General features: G+C 63.2%; 14 protein-coding genes and 1 riboswitch. Of the genes, 3 read left to right on the forward strand and 11 right to left on the reverse strand.

Annotated elements, in window-relative coordinates; all coding sequences use genetic code 11:
- Nucleotides 1-82: 82 nt before the first annotated feature.
- Both ASG84_RS18210 and ASG84_RS18215 read right to left on the reverse strand, forming a co-directional pair.
- Nucleotides 83-679, reverse strand: coding sequence for a histidine phosphatase family protein (locus ASG84_RS18210; RefSeq protein ID WP_057478401.1), 597 nt, complete (start codon nucleotides 677-679; stop codon nucleotides 83-85).
- A gap of 4 nt (nucleotides 680-683) precedes the next feature.
- On the reverse strand, nucleotides 684-1,595 hold the full coding sequence (locus ASG84_RS18215; RefSeq protein ID WP_235581725.1) for a LysR family transcriptional regulator: 912 nt from the start codon (nucleotides 1,593-1,595) through the stop codon (nucleotides 684-686).
- Nucleotides 1,596-1,677: 82 nt separating this feature from the next.
- Between ASG84_RS18215 and ASG84_RS18220 the strand changes: the two genes are divergently transcribed.
- Entirely contained in the window at nucleotides 1,678-2,907 is a 1,230-nt protein-coding gene (locus ASG84_RS18220; RefSeq protein ID WP_057478504.1) for an MFS transporter, read from the forward strand.
- On the opposite strand, the gene ASG84_RS18225 is transcribed toward ASG84_RS18220, so the two are convergent.
- The 5 genes from ASG84_RS18225 to lysX all read right to left on the reverse strand — a co-directional run bounded on the left by ASG84_RS18225 (nucleotide 2,893) and on the right by lysX (nucleotide 9,378).
- Complete coding sequence (locus tag ASG84_RS18225) at nucleotides 2,893-3,336, reverse strand: DUF4190 domain-containing protein (protein WP_057478403.1); 444 nt, start codon at nucleotides 3,334-3,336, stop codon at nucleotides 2,893-2,895. The two genes, ASG84_RS18220 and ASG84_RS18225, sit on opposite strands and share 15 nt — an antisense overlap.
- 50 nt (nucleotides 3,337-3,386) lie before the next feature.
- The gene (locus ASG84_RS18230; protein ID WP_057478404.1) at nucleotides 3,387-3,788 is read right to left on the reverse strand and encodes a PPOX class F420-dependent oxidoreductase; all 402 of its coding nucleotides are present in this window, start codon (nucleotides 3,786-3,788) and stop codon (nucleotides 3,387-3,389) included.
- 167 nt (nucleotides 3,789-3,955) lie between these two features.
- A complete protein-coding gene (locus tag ASG84_RS18235) occupies nucleotides 3,956-4,960 on the reverse strand; it encodes a beta-ketoacyl-ACP synthase III (protein WP_057478405.1) in 1,005 nt (334 codons plus the stop codon).
- 100 nt (nucleotides 4,961-5,060) lie between these two features.
- Nucleotides 5,061-5,957 carry an alpha/beta fold hydrolase gene (locus tag ASG84_RS18240; protein WP_200936619.1) on the reverse strand — a complete coding sequence of 299 codons (897 nt, stop codon included), beginning with the start codon at nucleotides 5,955-5,957 and terminating at the stop codon, nucleotides 5,061-5,063.
- Between the two features lie 109 nt (nucleotides 5,958-6,066).
- Complete coding sequence (gene lysX / locus ASG84_RS18245) at nucleotides 6,067-9,378, reverse strand: bifunctional lysylphosphatidylglycerol synthetase/lysine--tRNA ligase LysX (RefSeq protein WP_057478406.1); 3,312 nt, start codon at nucleotides 9,376-9,378, stop codon at nucleotides 6,067-6,069.
- A 306-nt stretch (nucleotides 9,379-9,684) separates the two neighbouring features.
- On the opposite strand from lysX, the gene ASG84_RS18250 reads away from it, so the two are divergent.
- On the forward strand, nucleotides 9,685-10,668 hold the full coding sequence (locus ASG84_RS18250; protein ID WP_057478407.1) for a hypothetical protein: 984 nt from the start codon (nucleotides 9,685-9,687) through the stop codon (nucleotides 10,666-10,668).
- On the opposite strand, the gene ASG84_RS18255 is transcribed toward ASG84_RS18250, so the two are convergent.
- The 4 genes from ASG84_RS18255 to ASG84_RS18270 all read right to left on the reverse strand — a co-directional run bounded on the left by ASG84_RS18255 (nucleotide 10,650) and on the right by ASG84_RS18270 (nucleotide 14,282).
- Nucleotides 10,650-11,198 (reverse strand): GNAT family N-acetyltransferase, encoded by a 549-nt coding sequence (locus tag ASG84_RS18255; protein ID WP_057478408.1) that lies wholly within the window; start codon nucleotides 11,196-11,198, stop codon nucleotides 10,650-10,652. The two genes, ASG84_RS18250 and ASG84_RS18255, sit on opposite strands and share 19 nt — an antisense overlap.
- A gap of 140 nt (nucleotides 11,199-11,338) precedes the next feature.
- On the reverse strand, nucleotides 11,339-11,758 hold the full coding sequence (locus ASG84_RS18260; protein ID WP_057478409.1) for a TIGR03668 family PPOX class F420-dependent oxidoreductase: 420 nt from the start codon (nucleotides 11,756-11,758) through the stop codon (nucleotides 11,339-11,341).
- Between the two features lie 15 nt (nucleotides 11,759-11,773).
- Nucleotides 11,774-13,126: a putative bifunctional diguanylate cyclase/phosphodiesterase gene (locus ASG84_RS18265; protein WP_057478410.1), complete on the reverse strand. Its 1,353-nt coding sequence runs from the start codon at nucleotides 13,124-13,126 to the stop codon at nucleotides 11,774-11,776.
- A gap of 97 nt (nucleotides 13,127-13,223) precedes the next feature.
- Nucleotides 13,224-14,282, reverse strand: coding sequence for a LacI family DNA-binding transcriptional regulator (locus ASG84_RS18270; protein ID WP_235581726.1), 1,059 nt, complete (start codon nucleotides 14,280-14,282; stop codon nucleotides 13,224-13,226).
- Between the two features lie 46 nt (nucleotides 14,283-14,328).
- On the opposite strand from ASG84_RS18270, the gene ASG84_RS18275 reads away from it, so the two are divergent.
- Nucleotides 14,329-15,528: an MFS transporter gene (locus tag ASG84_RS18275; protein WP_057478412.1), complete on the forward strand. Its 1,200-nt coding sequence runs from the start codon at nucleotides 14,329-14,331 to the stop codon at nucleotides 15,526-15,528.
- A 45-nt stretch (nucleotides 15,529-15,573) separates the two neighbouring features.
- Nucleotides 15,574-15,697: riboswitch (cobalamin riboswitch) on the forward strand.
- The last annotated feature ends 4 nt before the right edge of the window (nucleotides 15,698-15,701 follow it).

Below are 15,701 nucleotides of genomic sequence, written 5' to 3' on the forward strand. Positions count from 1 at the left end.
TCGGCGGCCTTCCGAACCGACGCGTGATCCACGACGCCTGCTTCGACCGTGCTGACCTGGGACTCTAAGAGGTCTCTGTGGATTACCGATTGCGCGGTAGCAGGTCCCATACGTGCTCGGTTTCGTTCACCGAGGAGACCGATCGCGCACCGCTCCGGGAGAACAGAATGCGGGTCACCGAGCAGTAGTCGATCGGAAATCCCAGGACTTTCGGGGTCTGCAGGATGTCCTGCAGCAGGATGTTGATGACGCCGCCGTGGGCGAAGAGTGCGACGGTGTCGTTGTGCTCGCCGGCCGACACGATGTCGGCTACTCCGGCCAACACGCGCTGACGAAACGCGTGTTCGTCTACTTGTTCGGGGAGATGACCGGCCTTGATGCGGTCGAATGCCTCCCGAAATTCGGTCTTGGCCGCTTCGATCGGGACGTAGCCGCCGAAATCGCGATCGTATTCGGCCAATCGCTCGTCCGGTTCGACGGTCAGACCGAGCCGATCGGCCAACGGCTGTGCCGTCTGGACGGCGCGGAGCTGGGAACTGGCGACGACTCGAGAAATCGGGAACCGGGCCACGGCGTCGGGCACCCGCAGGGATTGTTCGACGCCGAGCTCGGCGAGAACGGGATCGGCCGAGGACTCCGAACGTTGCGGCAGGGCGTGCCGGACGAGAACCAGTTGCATCGACTCACCTAATCACGAGTGTGCGACCGCTGCGCTGCACCATCGAGCGAAAGGCCGCCACCTGACGCGGTGAGTCGGCTCGAGGGTCCCACACCATGCCGATGCGTCTGCGTGCCGAGGGTTGGGTGAGGCCGACGTCGACGGTCCCGCCCTCACCGCCGTGCGCACGGATACGCGGCAGGATGGCTATCCCGAGACCGGCTCCGACCAATCCGCGCACCGTGTGGGTGTCTTGGCCCTCGAATGCGATGTGCGGACTGAAACCGGCGTCGGCCCACAACTCGTCGCAGATCGAGCGCATGCCGAAGCCGTGGCCCATCGCAATGTAGTTCTCGTCGGCGGTGTCGGCCAGATCGACGGTTCGTCTCGACGCGAGGCGGTGATCGGAGGGCACGACGAGCATCAGTCGCTCGTCGTACAGCTGGAACGAATTTGCATCGGTGTGCTCGGTGCTGAGGGACACGAACGCCAGGTCGGATACCCCATCGGCGAGCCGCTCGAGGCAGCGTGCGCGGGCACCCTGGTCGAGATCGAATGTGACGGCCGGGTGGTCGACGCGAAACTGGCGGATCAGCGCGGGTACGACGTCCTCGCCCAGAGTGTTCTGGAACGCGACGGCGATACGGCCCCGGGCTCGGGCGTCGTGCTCGGTCATGGCGTCGATGCCGGCGTCGAGGTCGCTCAATGCGCGCTGCAGATACGGGATCAACACGCGTCCGGCGCTGGTGAGCACGATGCCGCGGCCGCGTCGTTCCACGATGTCGACGCCGAGGATCGCCGACGCGCGAGCGACCTGTCGACTGACGGTCGGTTGCGGAACACCGAGAACATGGGCGGCGTCGGTCATGTGCTCTGTGTCGGCTACCGCGACGAGCGTCGGCAGCAGGGGCAACAACTCGATCGTCTCGCGCCGCATGGGCAAATCATAGCGCTGACGTATCGGTTGGACGCCTCTCATGCATTGGACGAATGTAGTGAGCACTTCTAACGTGATCGGTATGACTACGACGCGTACCGAGGTTCTCGAATGGGAGGGGCACCCCAGGGGATCGCGCGAGTACCGACGGCTGGTGCTGGCACTCCTGTTCGCCGGAGTCGCGACCTTCGCTCAGCTGTATTCGGTCCAGGGAATTCTGCCGTTGATCGCGGCGAACCTCGACATCACGCCGTCGCAGTCCTCGCTTGCCGTCGGACTCGCGACGGTCGGGGTGGCAGTGTCGGTGATTCCCTGGTCCGTGGCGGCCGATCGCGTCGGCCGAGTGCGGGCGATGACGGTATCGATCCTCGTTGCGACGACGCTGGGTCTGCTGGTCCCGCTCTCGCCGTCCCTCGAGGTGTTGCTGGCTGTTCGGTTCTTCGAAGGTGCTGCGTTGGGCGGACTTCCGGCAATTGCGATCGCGTACCTCAGCGAGGAAGTGCATCGCAGTCACACCGCACTGGCCGCCGCGACCTATGTTTCGGGGACGACGCTGGGCGGGTTGCTGGGCCGCATCGTCGCCGGACCGGTGGCGGAACTCACCAACTGGCGTATCGGCACGTTGACCGTGTCGTTGATTGCTGCGCTGGCTGCCGCCCTCTTCGTGTGGCTGGCCCCGAAACCGCGAACAACACTGGTGCACAGTGAGATTCGTGACCTACCGGGTCGGCTCTGGGTGAACCTGCGCGAGCCGGGAATGTTGGCGCTGTACGGCCAGGGCTTCCTGCTGATGGGCGGGTTCGTCGCGATCTACAATTTCCTCGGATTCCGTCTCGAGGCAGTACCTTTCGGACTACCGCAATCGCTCATCAGCCTGATCTTCGTGGCCTACCTGAGCGGTACCGTCTCCTCGCGAGTGGGCGGAAAGCTGGCGACGAAGCACGGACGCTCGGCAGTTCTCGCCGGAGCTACCGCGACGATGATCGTCGGAGTGGCGTTGACGATGGCGTCGAACCTCGCGGTGATCTTGATCGGCCTGGTGATCCTGACCATGGGCTTCTTCGCCGCCCACGCCATCGCGTCGGGATGGACCGGGCAACGCGCAGTACACGGACGGGCTCAGGCGACCTCGCTGTACAACCTCTTCTACTACGGTGGATCGTCCATCGTCGGTTGGCTCGGGGGCGTGGTCTTTCAGTCCCTCGGATGGAACGCGTTGGCGCTGTTCGTCATTGCGTTGGCACTGATAGCAGGAGTGTGGGCTGCATGCCTGGGCAGTCGTCTGGCGAGGCCTGTCTCAGTAGGTCGATGAGTTCGCGGCAGCGACAGCAAAAATGATGATCGCTCCGACGACGATGACGAACAGCGCGATCGATACGTACCCGACGATCAGGCCTGCCGTGGCGAACCCGGATCCGCCCTCGCCGGTGCGCTTGATCTGACCACGCGAAATGTGGCCACAGACCACCGCGCAGACGGATGCGATCAGCGGCAGAAACGTCAGACCCAGAATCGCCAACACGAGGGAGACGATCGCCAGCGTGTTCGTGGGTGCGGCCGTCTGATACCCGCCCGCATACGGCGCGTTCCCGTACTGCGGGTTGGCGTACTGGGGGTTTTGGTACTGCGGATATTGGGGGTTGGGGTTCTGATACTGCGGATATTGCTGCTGTCCCGGGTACGGCTGGTCCTTGTTGGATGCGTCGAACGGATCGCTGCCCTCGCCCTGCGGATTCACCATTGCGGGAGTTTGACACTTCGACACCGTCGTCGCAAGCGCGCACACAGTGACTACGTCTCGAGTTTGCCCCAGCCGACATACGCGTCGACGGTCACGTATCCGGTCACCCGTGGCTGATCCCGAACCGGATACGGATTTCCGGTGTAGTGCGTCGAAATGCGATCGATATCCACCAGATCCGGGTCGTCCTGCAACTCGATCGAGCCGTGCACAGTCACATGTGTGTACCAGCTGGCCTCGTCCAACACCGAAATCGAGACCTTCGGATTGGCTCTGATGTGCTCGAGACGCTTACGAGACGCGTCGAAATTGAGCACGACCTTCCCGTCCTCCCACAAATACCACGTGGGTGCGGTGATCGGCGTTCCATCGGCACGAACCACAGCCATGACAGCGGGATTCGGCTTCGTCAACATTTCCACTGCAGCATCGGGCAACGGGGGCTTCGGCATACGACAACCTTACGACTCGACCGCCGCTCCGGTCCTGATTCCGCCCACACCGACCCCGCAGTCCACTCGATGTGCCATTGACCGCCGAAAAGGCCACTGAATGTCACATTGAGTGCACTGGGAATCGGAGTGCACTGGGATCGGAGTGCGGTGATGAACCGAGTCGACTACAGGTTGGGGAGTTTGACTACCTGCCCGGCGTACGAGAGTCCCGCTCCGAAGGCGAGGAGGAGTGCAGTGTCTCCTGCTTTTGCCTTGCCGGTGCGCAGCAGTTCTTCCATCGCCAATGGGATCGATGCCGCAGAGGTGTTGCCGGTTTCCGCGATGTCGTTGGCGACGGTGGTGCCTTCGTCCAGGTTGAGGCTCTTCGCCAGTAGTTCGGTGATGCGGCTGTTGGCCTGGTGGGGGATGAAGGCGTGCAGTTCGTCCGTTTCGATGCCGGCGACGTCGAGGACTTTCTGCGCCGCTTTGCCCATCTCGAAGGCGGCCCAGCGGAAGACGGAGATGCCGTTCATCCGGATCCAGGGTCGTTCCAGGTCGGCCTTGGTGATGTAGTCGTACCAGTCCGTGGTCTGCACGATAGCGTCGGACTGCGAGCCGTCGGAGCCCCAGACAGCGGGTCCGATTTCGGTTTCGTCGCTCTCTCCGACGACGACAGCACCGGCACCGTCGGCGAAGATGAATCGCGTGGTTCGGTCGTAGGGGTCGGTGGTGACGCTGAGCTGCTCGGCACCGATGACCAGCACGTACTTCGAAGTTCCGGCCTTGACCAGGTCGGATGCGACGGCCAGGGAGTAGCAGAAGCCCGCGCAGCCGGCGCAGATGTCGAAAGCTGCGGGGCCCTTGGTGCCCAAACCGTGCGCGACTTTCGCGGCTGCTTGGGGTGTCAGTTCGAGGTGCGTGGAAGTGGCGACGATGACGGTGTCGACCTGGTCGGCCGTGATTCCGCTGGCCTCGAGGGCTTTACGACCTGCCGAGATGGACATCTGAACGACGTTCTCCTCGGGTTCGGCGAAGCGCCGATTCTTGATTCCCGAACGCGTCTGGATCCACTCGTCACTGGAGTCGATGAACTCGCAGATCTCGTCGTTCGTGACTACTCGTTCGGGGCGGTGAACGCCCAAACCGAGCATCTTCGACTGTCGACCTTGCGTCGTGTTGATCGCACCCATGTTCAATTTCCTCTCGTGCTACCGCGCCATCGCCGAGCTTCGGCTCGGGTCTTGGGCTGCGGGCTCGGTGACACACGTTACGTGCGTCGCCTCGAGCGGTTCACACCAGTTCGGTGATGAGGGCTGCGACCTCGGCGGGCTTGTCGATCATGGCGTGGTGATGTGCCGGCATGACGACGGTGAAGTCGGCACGCAGGTACTCGGCGAGCTTGCGTTGAGTCCTGACCCATTTCTTGCCCCACGGGGAGGGTCGTCCGGTGTGGGCTGCAGCGACGATGACCGGAGCGACGAGCGTCGAGCGCTTTCGGAGTTTGTTCAGTTCGACGGCCAGGTCGGGATACACGACATCTTCGACGAGTGCAGCTGTGAGGTAGGTGGGCCGACGGTAGATGTCGTCCACCCAGTCGAATGTTTCCTGAGGTGTGCCGTCCGGCGGCGTCGCTTGATTGAGGACCCGGCGCACACGGGGGCCGACCAGTTTCTGCAGGCCGGTTCGACTGAGCACGGCTGCGACCACGCGTGCAGTCTCGACGCGCACGGCAGCCGGAACGATGCGTCGGGGGTCCGATTCTGCGCTGGAATCGAGCAACAGAATCCCGCGGATGCGCGACGGGTACAGCCGCGCAACGGCCTCGGCGTAGAAACCTGCGATCGAGTGGCCTGCAACCACCGCCGGTTCGGTGACGCCGAGTGCGTCGAGAACTCCGATGATGCGGTCGGCTTCGCCTCGCACGGTGGGGGTGACACCGGCGGGAAGCGGATCACTGAGCCCGAAGCCGGGACGGTCGAGAACGACGACGTGGTGGTGGGTGCTCAATATGTCGACGGTGTCGTTCCAATCGAACCAGTTGCTCCCGAGGCCACCGCACAGCACAACGGTGGGGCCGGTTCCGCGAATGAGCAGATGCAGACGTTGCCCGTCCACTTCGACGTACTGACCGGGAGGATGTTTCACGGGAAACAACGCACTACGTTCGGCTCGATCCCCGTTGTCCATATGTTGTTCCCCACGATGCGCTACCGACCTGTCGACTGTTTCACGCTCCAGTTTCCATCATTTTCCCGGTTTTGCACACTCGGCCTCGTAGGGACGGCCGTGGAGGGGGTCATTGACGTGGCTTGGCCAGCGGGAAAGCCAGCGTTTCGCGGATGCTTCCTCCGGTGATCAGCATGACGACCCGGTCGACGCCCATGCCGAGACCGCCGGTCGGCGGCATGCCGTGTTCGAGCGCCTGCAGGAAGTCCTCGTCCAGGCTCATCGCCTCCTCGTCGCCACCGGCCGCCAACAACGACTGCTCGGTGAGGCGCTGCCGTTGATCGACGGGGTCGGTCAGTTCGCTGTACGCCGTACCCAGTTCCACGCCCCACGCGACGAGATCCCACTTCTCCGCCACGCCCGGGATGCTCCGATGTGGTCTGGTCAGCGGCGACATCGACGTCGGGAAGTCCTTGTAGAAGGTGGGGAATTCGGTGTAGTCCTCCACCAGGTGCTCGTACATTCCCTGCGCGATGGCACCCGCGTCCCAGGACTTCTCGTACGGGATGTCGTTCTCGTCGCACAACCGCTGCAGCTCCTCCAGTGGAGTCGCCGGCTCGACGGGCACACCCAATTTCTCGGCGACGGCACCGTGCAGTGTTTTGACGGGCCATTCGCCGGAGATGTCGATCTCGATCATCTCCCCGTTCGGTCCGTCGGGACGCAGGATGATCTCGCGACCGTGTGCTGCCACGGCTGCGCGCTGAATCAGCTCTCGGCACAACACCATTGCGCGTTCGTAGTCGCTGTGGGCCTCGTACGCTTCGAGAATCGTGAACTCGGGATTGTGCTTGAAATCTGCGCCCTCGTTGCGGAACACTCGGCCGATCTCGAAGACCTTCTCCATACCGCCCACGCACAGGCGCTTGAGATACAACTCCGGGGCGATTCGCAGATACAGATCCAAGTTGTAGGCGTTGATATGGGTGACGAACGGTGCCGCGTTCGCACCACCGTGCACCTGCTGCAGAATCGGGGTCTCGACCTCCATGTATCCGCGCTCTCCCAACGAATCACGCAGGGATTTCACGACATTGGACCGGGCAATGAGGAGTGAGCGGGCGTCGCGATTGATCGCCAGATCCACATAGCGCTGCCGCACCCGCGCTTCCGGGTCGGTCAGACCGCGATACTTGTCGGGCAAGGGATGCAGGCATTTGGCGTTCATCCGCCACTCGGTGGCCAGCAGCGACAATTCGCCACGCCTGCTGTATCCGATAGTTCCGCTGACCTCGATGAGGTCGCCCAGGTCGAAGTCGGCATCGAATTCTTCGATTCTGTCGCCGACGCGTTCGCGGTCGAACAGCACCTGGATATCGGACGACCAGTCACGGATGACAGCGAAGGACACGCTGCCGTAGTCGCGGATGCGCAGTATTCGGCCAGCGATCCGGACCGTCGTGCCCTGGGGAGATGCCGCCGCTTCGCCGACCGTGTGAGTCGGGGGATAGGCGACGGGATAGCCCTCCATGCCATCGCGTTCGAGGCGTTCGAGTTTGGCCATACGGACGCGCACCTGGTCGGGACGTTTGCGACCGGGCACGGGTTCGTCTGTGAGCGTGTCCGGTCCGCTGCCGTCGGGGTGGATGTCCTCGGCGTCGGCCAGCGCGGCAGGCACCGCAGCATGGGACCCGGTGTGCTTCGATGCGCGCCGGAAGGTCGGGAGCGTGAGGAAGCCTTCGGCGATGGCCGACGCGATGCCGACCTTGGGCAGCACTCGATTGTCGGCGAAGCAGAGGTAACGCGGCTCCCACTGCGGCAGATACTTCACGTTCGATCGATACAGCGCTTCGAGCTGCCACCACCGAGAGAAGAAGACCAACATGCTGCGCCAGATCCGCAGCACCGGTCCGGCACCGATTCGGCTGCCCTCCTCGAATGCAGCCCGGAACACCGCGAAGTTCAGCGAAATCTTGCTCACACCGAAATGATCTGCGCCGGTGGCCAGTTCGGTCACCATCAGTTCGATGACTCCGTTCGGTGACGCTGGATCGCGGCGCATCAGATCCAACGACGCGCCGGTTCGTCCCCACGGCACCAGGGAGAGAACACCCACCACCTTCCCGCCCTGAACCGCCTGTACCAGAAGACAATCGCCGTCGAGCGGATCACCCAACCTGCCCAGCGCCATCGAAAATCCGCGCTCGGTCTCGGTATCGCGCCACGCATCCGCGCAGGAAATGATCTCCGCCATCTCCTGCGCCGAAATATCGCGATGACGACGCACCGTGACCACAACACCAGCTTTGCGAGCCCGGTTGACGGCCTGACGCACGGGGCGCATCTCGCGTCCATTGAGGTTGAAATCTTTGGTTTTGAGGATTGCCTCGTCGCCGAGTTCGAGGACGCTGAGCCCGGCGCGCTTGTAGGCGGTAGCTCCGATCTCGCTGGCCCCCATGACAGCTGGGGTCCAGCCGTACTTCTCGGCCAGGTCCAGCCATTCCGAGATGGCATGCGGCCAGGCCTCCGGGTTACCGATCGGGTCACCGCTCGCCAGACACACCCCCACCTCGACGCGATACGTCACCGCCGCTTTGCCACTGGTGGCGAAGATGACGCCCTTGTCGCGTCGCGTCGCGAAGTAGCCAAGGGAATCGTCGGCACCCCATTTGTCGAGCAGGCCACGCAGCGCCGATTCGTCGCGACCCGTGAGCGCATTGCCGGACCGCTGCGATCGGAACAGCGTGACCACCGCACCCAACAGCGCCAGCGCGCCGAACAGTCCCAACGCCGTGTTGACGAAGCCGTTCGGCCGACCGTCGAACTGCTCGTTGTCCACGGTCGCCAACGCCGTGACGCGGTTGAACGCCCACAGAAATGTCTGACTCTCGGGCAGCGAACCGGGGAACAACGCCACCAACGCCCAGCCGATGACGGTCCCGACGGCCGCCCCGAGCACGAGTACGCCGAGCGCCTTCCACACCGCACCTCGACGAACACGGGTGTAGAACTCCTTGCGCGCCGCGATCAGCAACCCTGCCACCACAACATGAACCGCCAGCGCGATCCACGAATTGACGTCCTTGTCCTGGATACCTTCGACGACATTGGTGATCGCCAACAACACCAGATAGATGGTCAGCAACCACCACGCAATTCGCTTGCGACTCGCCAATGCCGCCGCCAGCAGCCCGACAACGAGCGCCCACGACAAGCTGGTATCCGGCGCATCGAAGTAGTACCTGTCGACGTATTCGCGAGGGGCGTGAACGAAGTAGCGAAGAGTCGGCGACAGACTCCACAGAAACAGTGCCGCTGCGAACACCCCGAGCACTAGGCCCGCGATATGCGGAACCTCGCGCAAACGTCCGCGCTCGGGTGGCGAAAACGACCGGGGAGAAGAAGAACCGGACCGCTCCGAGGGAACTGCTGTCGCCGTCATATCTCACTCCCGAAGTCAGAATGCACCTATGCAAGGTAGACGGTATCCCCGTCGGCCTCGAGTCAGGCGACCATTTCCCACCCCGCTCGCCCACTCGATGTGACCGACAGTGGCCTTTTCGACGGTCAATGTCACATCGAGTGGCCCCCCTGACTCCCGAATGGGCGCCGATTGCCGGATCATCGTCGACCGGTGCCGCATCGGATCGCCCAGCGTCTGTCCACAGGGCGTGAGTTATCCACAGCCCAGACCGTTTGTCGTCGTTGTGTTCGATCCGTCTCGTGCGGGCAGCGCATCATCAACGGTATGAAGCGGGGCGGCGCAAAAATCGATGCGAAAGTGATCGCGGCTGCGTCGGATCGTGGCTTGGTGCGGACGGCGCATCTGCTCGAGCTCGGGGTGGCGTCGAAGACAATTGTTCGACGCACGCTTCCTGACGGCATCTGGTCGCGAGCGCTGCCTGGCCTGGTGTTCTTGAAGAACCGGTCCTTGACGGCCATGGAACGAGCGACTGCGGTGTCGATCTACTGTGGCCGCGATGCCGTGATCAGCGGTCGGGCAGGTTTGGCGTTGCATGGATTGGGGTCGGCCGGGTCGTTCGAGGAAACGTTTGCACTCATTCCCGAGTCGCAGCATCGAAAGTCCGTAGGCTTCGCTGCGGTGGAGCGCACGTGGCGGATGCCGGCCCCGGAGATCAAGTCGGGACTGCGCGTCGCGCCGATTGTTCGGTGCCTGTGTGATGCGGTACGGCGGATGCGGAATACCGAACAGTGCATGGCTTTGATCGCAAGTGTCGTTCAGCGTGGAGCGGCCACGGTGGACGCAATTATGAAGGAACTCGACGCCGGCAGCACGCGAGGGACAGCGATGCCACGTCGCGTGTTGCGCGAATTGGCTGCGGGAGCTCATTCTGTGGCCGAAGCCCAAGCCCAGAAACTGTATGTGCGCAGCGGACTTCCGGCGATGCAACACAACGTTGCGGTCTACGATGCACAAGGAAATTTTCTTCTGATCACTGACAATTGGCTCGACGATGTTGCAATGGATTGGGAGATCGACTCGCTCGAATTTCACCTGTCGCCGGTGGCTCACAGAGCGACCGTGGAGAGGCGCGAGCGAGCGCAGAACGCCGGTCTCATTGTGGTGACGCACCTTCCGAGCGACATACGCGACGATCCCGAGCGGGTGCTGTCGGACCTGCGGTCGCGTTACGAACAGGCCAAAGCACGGGAGCGCCCCGACGTCAGTGCGCGCCCTATAACGGACCGGACCTACCGACGATCCGGTTGATACACCCACACCATGTGTCGGCCGGTTTCTGCCGCCGCCGCGATCAATCGATGCTCGATGCGGTCCAGGACGAAGCCGAGTCCTTCGGGCACGGCCTGACTCCTCGAATTTGCTGCATCGCAGTGGATTTCGACACGTGTGATGCCGTCGAGTTTCAGTGCCTCCCGAACGAGCGCCGCGGTCGCCTCTGTCATCACTCCACGTCCTTCGGCGTCGGCGTCGAGCCAGTACCCCAATTCGATTCCGTGCGGGCCGATTCTGCGATGCATACCGATTTTGCCCATGAAGGACCCGTCGACGAGGTCGAAGATCCCGTAGTCGAACATCTCGCCGGCGTCCCATTGCTCACGTGCATCTGCGATACGAGCTATCTGCTTGGTGACCTGGGCGGATTGATCCGTCACCCACCCCATCCACGGAAGTAGCCGAGTGTGATTGCGCGCGATCGCGTCGGCAACGGCATCGTGCTCCGACTCACGGCGAATCACCAGGTGTTCGGTCCGGATCCAATCGGGCGGTGCGACGGTCATGGTTCTCAGTCTGACGAGCGTGCGGCATCTAGGCGAACGATTTTCGTAGTACGTTCGCCCGCTGTCATGTCCACTCGATGTGCCATCGACGGTCGAAAAGGCCACCTGATGTCACATTGAGTGGACGGGCCGATCGCGTGTCAGGAAGCGGACCAGGATCGCCACGACAGTTTTTCGACGATGATCACCGGACCCTCGGGTCTGTTGTTCTTGTATTGACTGTATTTCGCAACCAGGGCATCTATGGCCGCTGTGCCGTCGGGGCTGGAGGACTCTGCGATGTGGGCGTTTCCGTCGGCGCGGATCCACCAGAGCTGGGACCAGTCGTCGGTGTAGTGGTCGACAATCAGGCTGACGGCGGAGTCGGCGCGGATGTTGTCGAGTCGCTGAAGCTTTTGTGTTGTCTTGGGCTTCCAGTCGATGGCGGTGACTATGCGGTCGCCGGCGTCCGCGACGGCGAAAACGATCGGTACCAGGTGTGGTGTGCCGTCGGGGTTGATGGTGGAGAGCTGAGCGCGGGGCGCGTCGGTGAAGCGTTGAACTTCGTTGTCGATCTTCACGTTCGGTTCCTCGGGTTATGCGGATTCGCTGTGGCTGCTGTGTCGGGCGATGAATTGTTCGAGTGCTGCACTGGACATGGGGCGCCCGAGTAGGTGTCCTTGGCCGAAGGTTACGCCCATGTCGGTGCAGATCTGGAGTTGTTCTGCCGTCTCGATTCCCTCGATGACGGTGTCTTTGCCGAGGGTGGAAGTGACGTCGACGAGGGCTGTGCACAGTGTGGTCATGGCGCGGCGTCGGTGCAGGTTATTGCTGTCGAGGTGCTGGGTGAGGGACTTGTCGATCTTGAGGATGTCGACGGGGAGGGTGGCGAGTCGCTCGAGGGAGGAGAAGCCAGTGCCGAAGTCGTCGATGGCGATGAGAACGCCGTGCCGTTGGACGTCACGCAGTTGATAATCCACGGCGTCGAGGTCGTGCAGTGTCTGCGATTCGGCCAGTTCGAGTGCAAGTCGTCCGGGTTCGATGCGGTAGGTGTCGACGATGTCGATGACGTCCGTGGCGAGGGTTCCGGTGGCGAAGTGCGCCGGGCTGACGTTGACCCCGATCTGGAGGTGGATGTTGCGGGCCTGCCAGTCGGCGATCGTGCGCGCGACCTCGGCGATGATCCACATACTCAGTGGAACGATGAGGTCGGCCTCTTCGGCGAGGGGTATGAAGGTGTCGGGCATCAGCAGACCGAGTTCGGGGTGGTTCCATCGGATGAGCGCTTCCGCGCCGACCACGGTTCCCGTCGCCAGTTCGACGATGGGCTGATAGGCCATCGTGAGTTCACGTTCGGCCATGGCGACCCCGCGGAGCCGTTCGATCAGTTCCAGCCGGGTGCGGTTGGTGTTGTGCAATTCGTCGGTGAATACGTGGTACTGGTTTCGCCCAACAGCTTTCGCGGCGTGCATTGCTGCGGTGGCGTTGTGAAGCAATTGCGTTGCGCTGATGTTTTTATCGGTGCTGGAGGCGACTCCGACGCTGGCCGTGAGAGTCAGTTGCCGACTGCCGAGCTCGAAGGCGGGCTCGAAGATGCTCGCGAATCCTGCTGCCATCGCTCGGGCGGCGATGGAGTGGCACCGGCGCGCGATGACGACGAATTCGTCGCCGGCGAGTCTGCCGATGGTGTCGCCGGCGCGCAGAGAAGCGGTGAGTCGGTCGGCGATCATGCACAGTAGTTCGTCGCCTTGGGCCGGCCCGAGCGCGTCGTTGAATTCGCGGAAGGCGTCGATGTCGACCAGCAGGACGCTGAAGTCACTCTCCGAGCTGTGGCAGTCGAATTCTGCAGTGATGAGGGCCAGAATCTCGTCACGGCTGGCAAGGCCGGTCAGCGCGTCGTGTCGGGTGGCGGCGACATGACGGGGCGGCGCGTCGTGCTCTCGGCTCACTGTTCCCCCTCATGGCCGGATAGCCACAACGGATACTAGCCCAGAGTTTGCTTTAACGCTATAAACCGGGGACATCCCCTTTTTACGACCTATTAGATCACGTCGAACACGGTTTGTGACCCGTTTCGGGTCCCGTCGACCCTCGTTCTTCGACCCTCCACGCAGCTGCGTCCACGGAGTCGTTCAGCCCGAGTACCCACCGGGCCGCCGAGCGTCCCTGGTCGAACAAGGACTGCGCCACCGTAGTCAATCCCGCGGCCGCTGCAGCAGTGGAATCGTCCCAACCAGTGACGGCCAGCCGTGCTGGAATCTCGACACCGGTCGCCGCCGCGGAGTCGAGAACTCCGAGGGCGAGTTCGTCGCTCATTACGAGCAAGGTGTCGATCACGTTGTCCTGCAGCAGGATTCTGGCAGCGCGACCACCCTCGGCGCGCGCGTTGTGGGTCGTGAACAGGGTCGGCACCGTCGACCAGTCGATGCCCAGGCGCAGGCACGCGTCGCGATAACCGTTCAATCGAGCGCGCGTCACCGGCATCGAGACGTCCGACGGGTCCGCGCCGCGCACGACCGTCGACGCGCGTTGCGAATCAGGTCGCAGGGCCACGATTGCCGGTTGTGATCGGTTTTTCAGCGCAACAGTGGCCACAGCGTCGGCAGCGGCACGGTCGTCGATGGCAATCCACTCCAGGCCCGGATGGTCGGGCCCACCTTGAATGCAGGTGGGACGGCCGGTGTCGACGAGTACGTCGAGCAGGGGATCGTCGTTCTCGGTGGTCCACACCACGTATCCGTCTACCTGGGCGTCACGGATTCGGGCATTGTCGTTGTCGCGATGCAGGTTCGGCAGCATCACGAGTGCGGTGTCCGCGTCCAGGCACGCGTCGGCGATTCCCGACAGGAACCGTCGGGCCTGCGGATCCTCGAACGCGTAGGTCAGCTTTTCTCCGAGTACGACTCCGATGCTGTTGTGCTTGCCGCTCCGCAGCGAGCGGGCCGCGCGGTTGGGCCCGGTGTAGCCGAGATGCGCCGCTGCCGCGTGGACGCGGTCCTTGGTTGCATTCGACACGCGATCCGGTCGGTTGTAGGTGTAGGAAACGCTCATGGTGGAGACGCCTGCGGCCGCGGCGACGTCGGCCATGGTCACCCGAGTGTTCACCGGGTCACTGTAGCGCGAGACCGAACGATGTGTAACGATACACACCATGTCGTCCCCCGTACCGAAGCTGCTGGTGCTTGCAGCGGCCGCCTTCATCTACGTGACGGCGGAAACGCTGCCCGTCGGCTTGCTCCCGGAGATATCCGGTGACCTCGGTGTCAGCGAATCGGCCGTCGGGCTCCTGCTGACCTTCTACGCGTACGGCGTCGCCGTGATGACCATGCCGTTGATCAGGTTCGTTCGCGACTGGCCGCGTCGCCGAGTCGTGGTGATCACCGTTGCTGCACTTGCACTCTCACAGTTGCTGTCCGCGGTGTCCGTCGGCTATCCGATGTTGGTGATCTCGCGAATGCTCTGTGCGGCAACACACGGCATCTTCTGGGCCGTCGTTGCGCCCGTCGCAGCGTCACTGGCGCTACCCGGCAAGCAGGGCAAGGCCATCGCCACGGTGTATGCGGGAACCTCGTTGGCATTGGTTGCCGGCAACCCACTCACCGCTGCACTGGGGCAATGGCTCGGATGGCGGACCGCTGCAACAGTTCTCGGCGTCGTCGCGGCTGCCATCGCGGTCGCGCTGTATTTCGTACTTCCGTCCCTACCCGTCAGCCGTGGTGTCTCCGACAGCAAAAAGACACCGCGGGTGCTCGACGGCACCCTGGCGATTCTGTGTGGCGTGACGTTTCTTGCCGTTCTCGGTCATTTCGCCGCGTACACATATTTCGCTCTGATCGTCGATCGGGCGATCGGTTCGGCAGGAACCACACTGACGCTGATGTTGATGCTGTACGGCCTGTTCGGAGTCGTCGGCATTTGGGTGATCGGCAGAACGTACGACCGTTGGCCACGTAACTCCACCATCGCGGCCCTCGGTGCAGTTGCCGTCGCGGTGGCAATTCTGTGGTGCGCGCTGAGCGGAGCTCCGGGCAGCTTCGCCGTGTTCGCTGTCGTGGCCATTGCTGTGTGGGGACTGGCATTCACCACGCTCCCGGTGTGCATCCAATCTGCCGTGGTGCGGGCGGCACCGGCCGACGCGGACAAGGCGTCGGCGATCTACGTGGTCGCGTTCCAACTGGCGATTGCCACCGGAGCCCTGGTGGGCGGCGTCGTCGTCGACGTCAGTGGCATCGTTGCCGTCACCGCTGCTGCAACGATTCTGGTTGCTGGTGCCCTGACGGTGGTTGTACTGGCGCGCAACACGTTTCCTCGAAGCTATGCGCAGGAGCCCGTGACAGCAGCGGCACGCTGACCGTTGCGGTACCCCGCACGATAGTGTCAGCACACGACGAACGAGGGAATCCGGTGCAATTCCGGAGCTGGCGCGCAACGGTGACGGGTGAGAGCTCGAAGTCCGAATGCTCGGACGTCGCGATTCACCCCCACCCGCGGCTCCGCGACACGAGCCCCAAGCAGGAAGCTCTT

Origin of the sequence: Rhodococcus sp. Leaf278 (assembly GCF_001426085.1) — a bacterium.
Classification (GTDB): Bacteria; Actinomycetota; Actinomycetes; order Mycobacteriales; family Mycobacteriaceae; genus Rhodococcoides.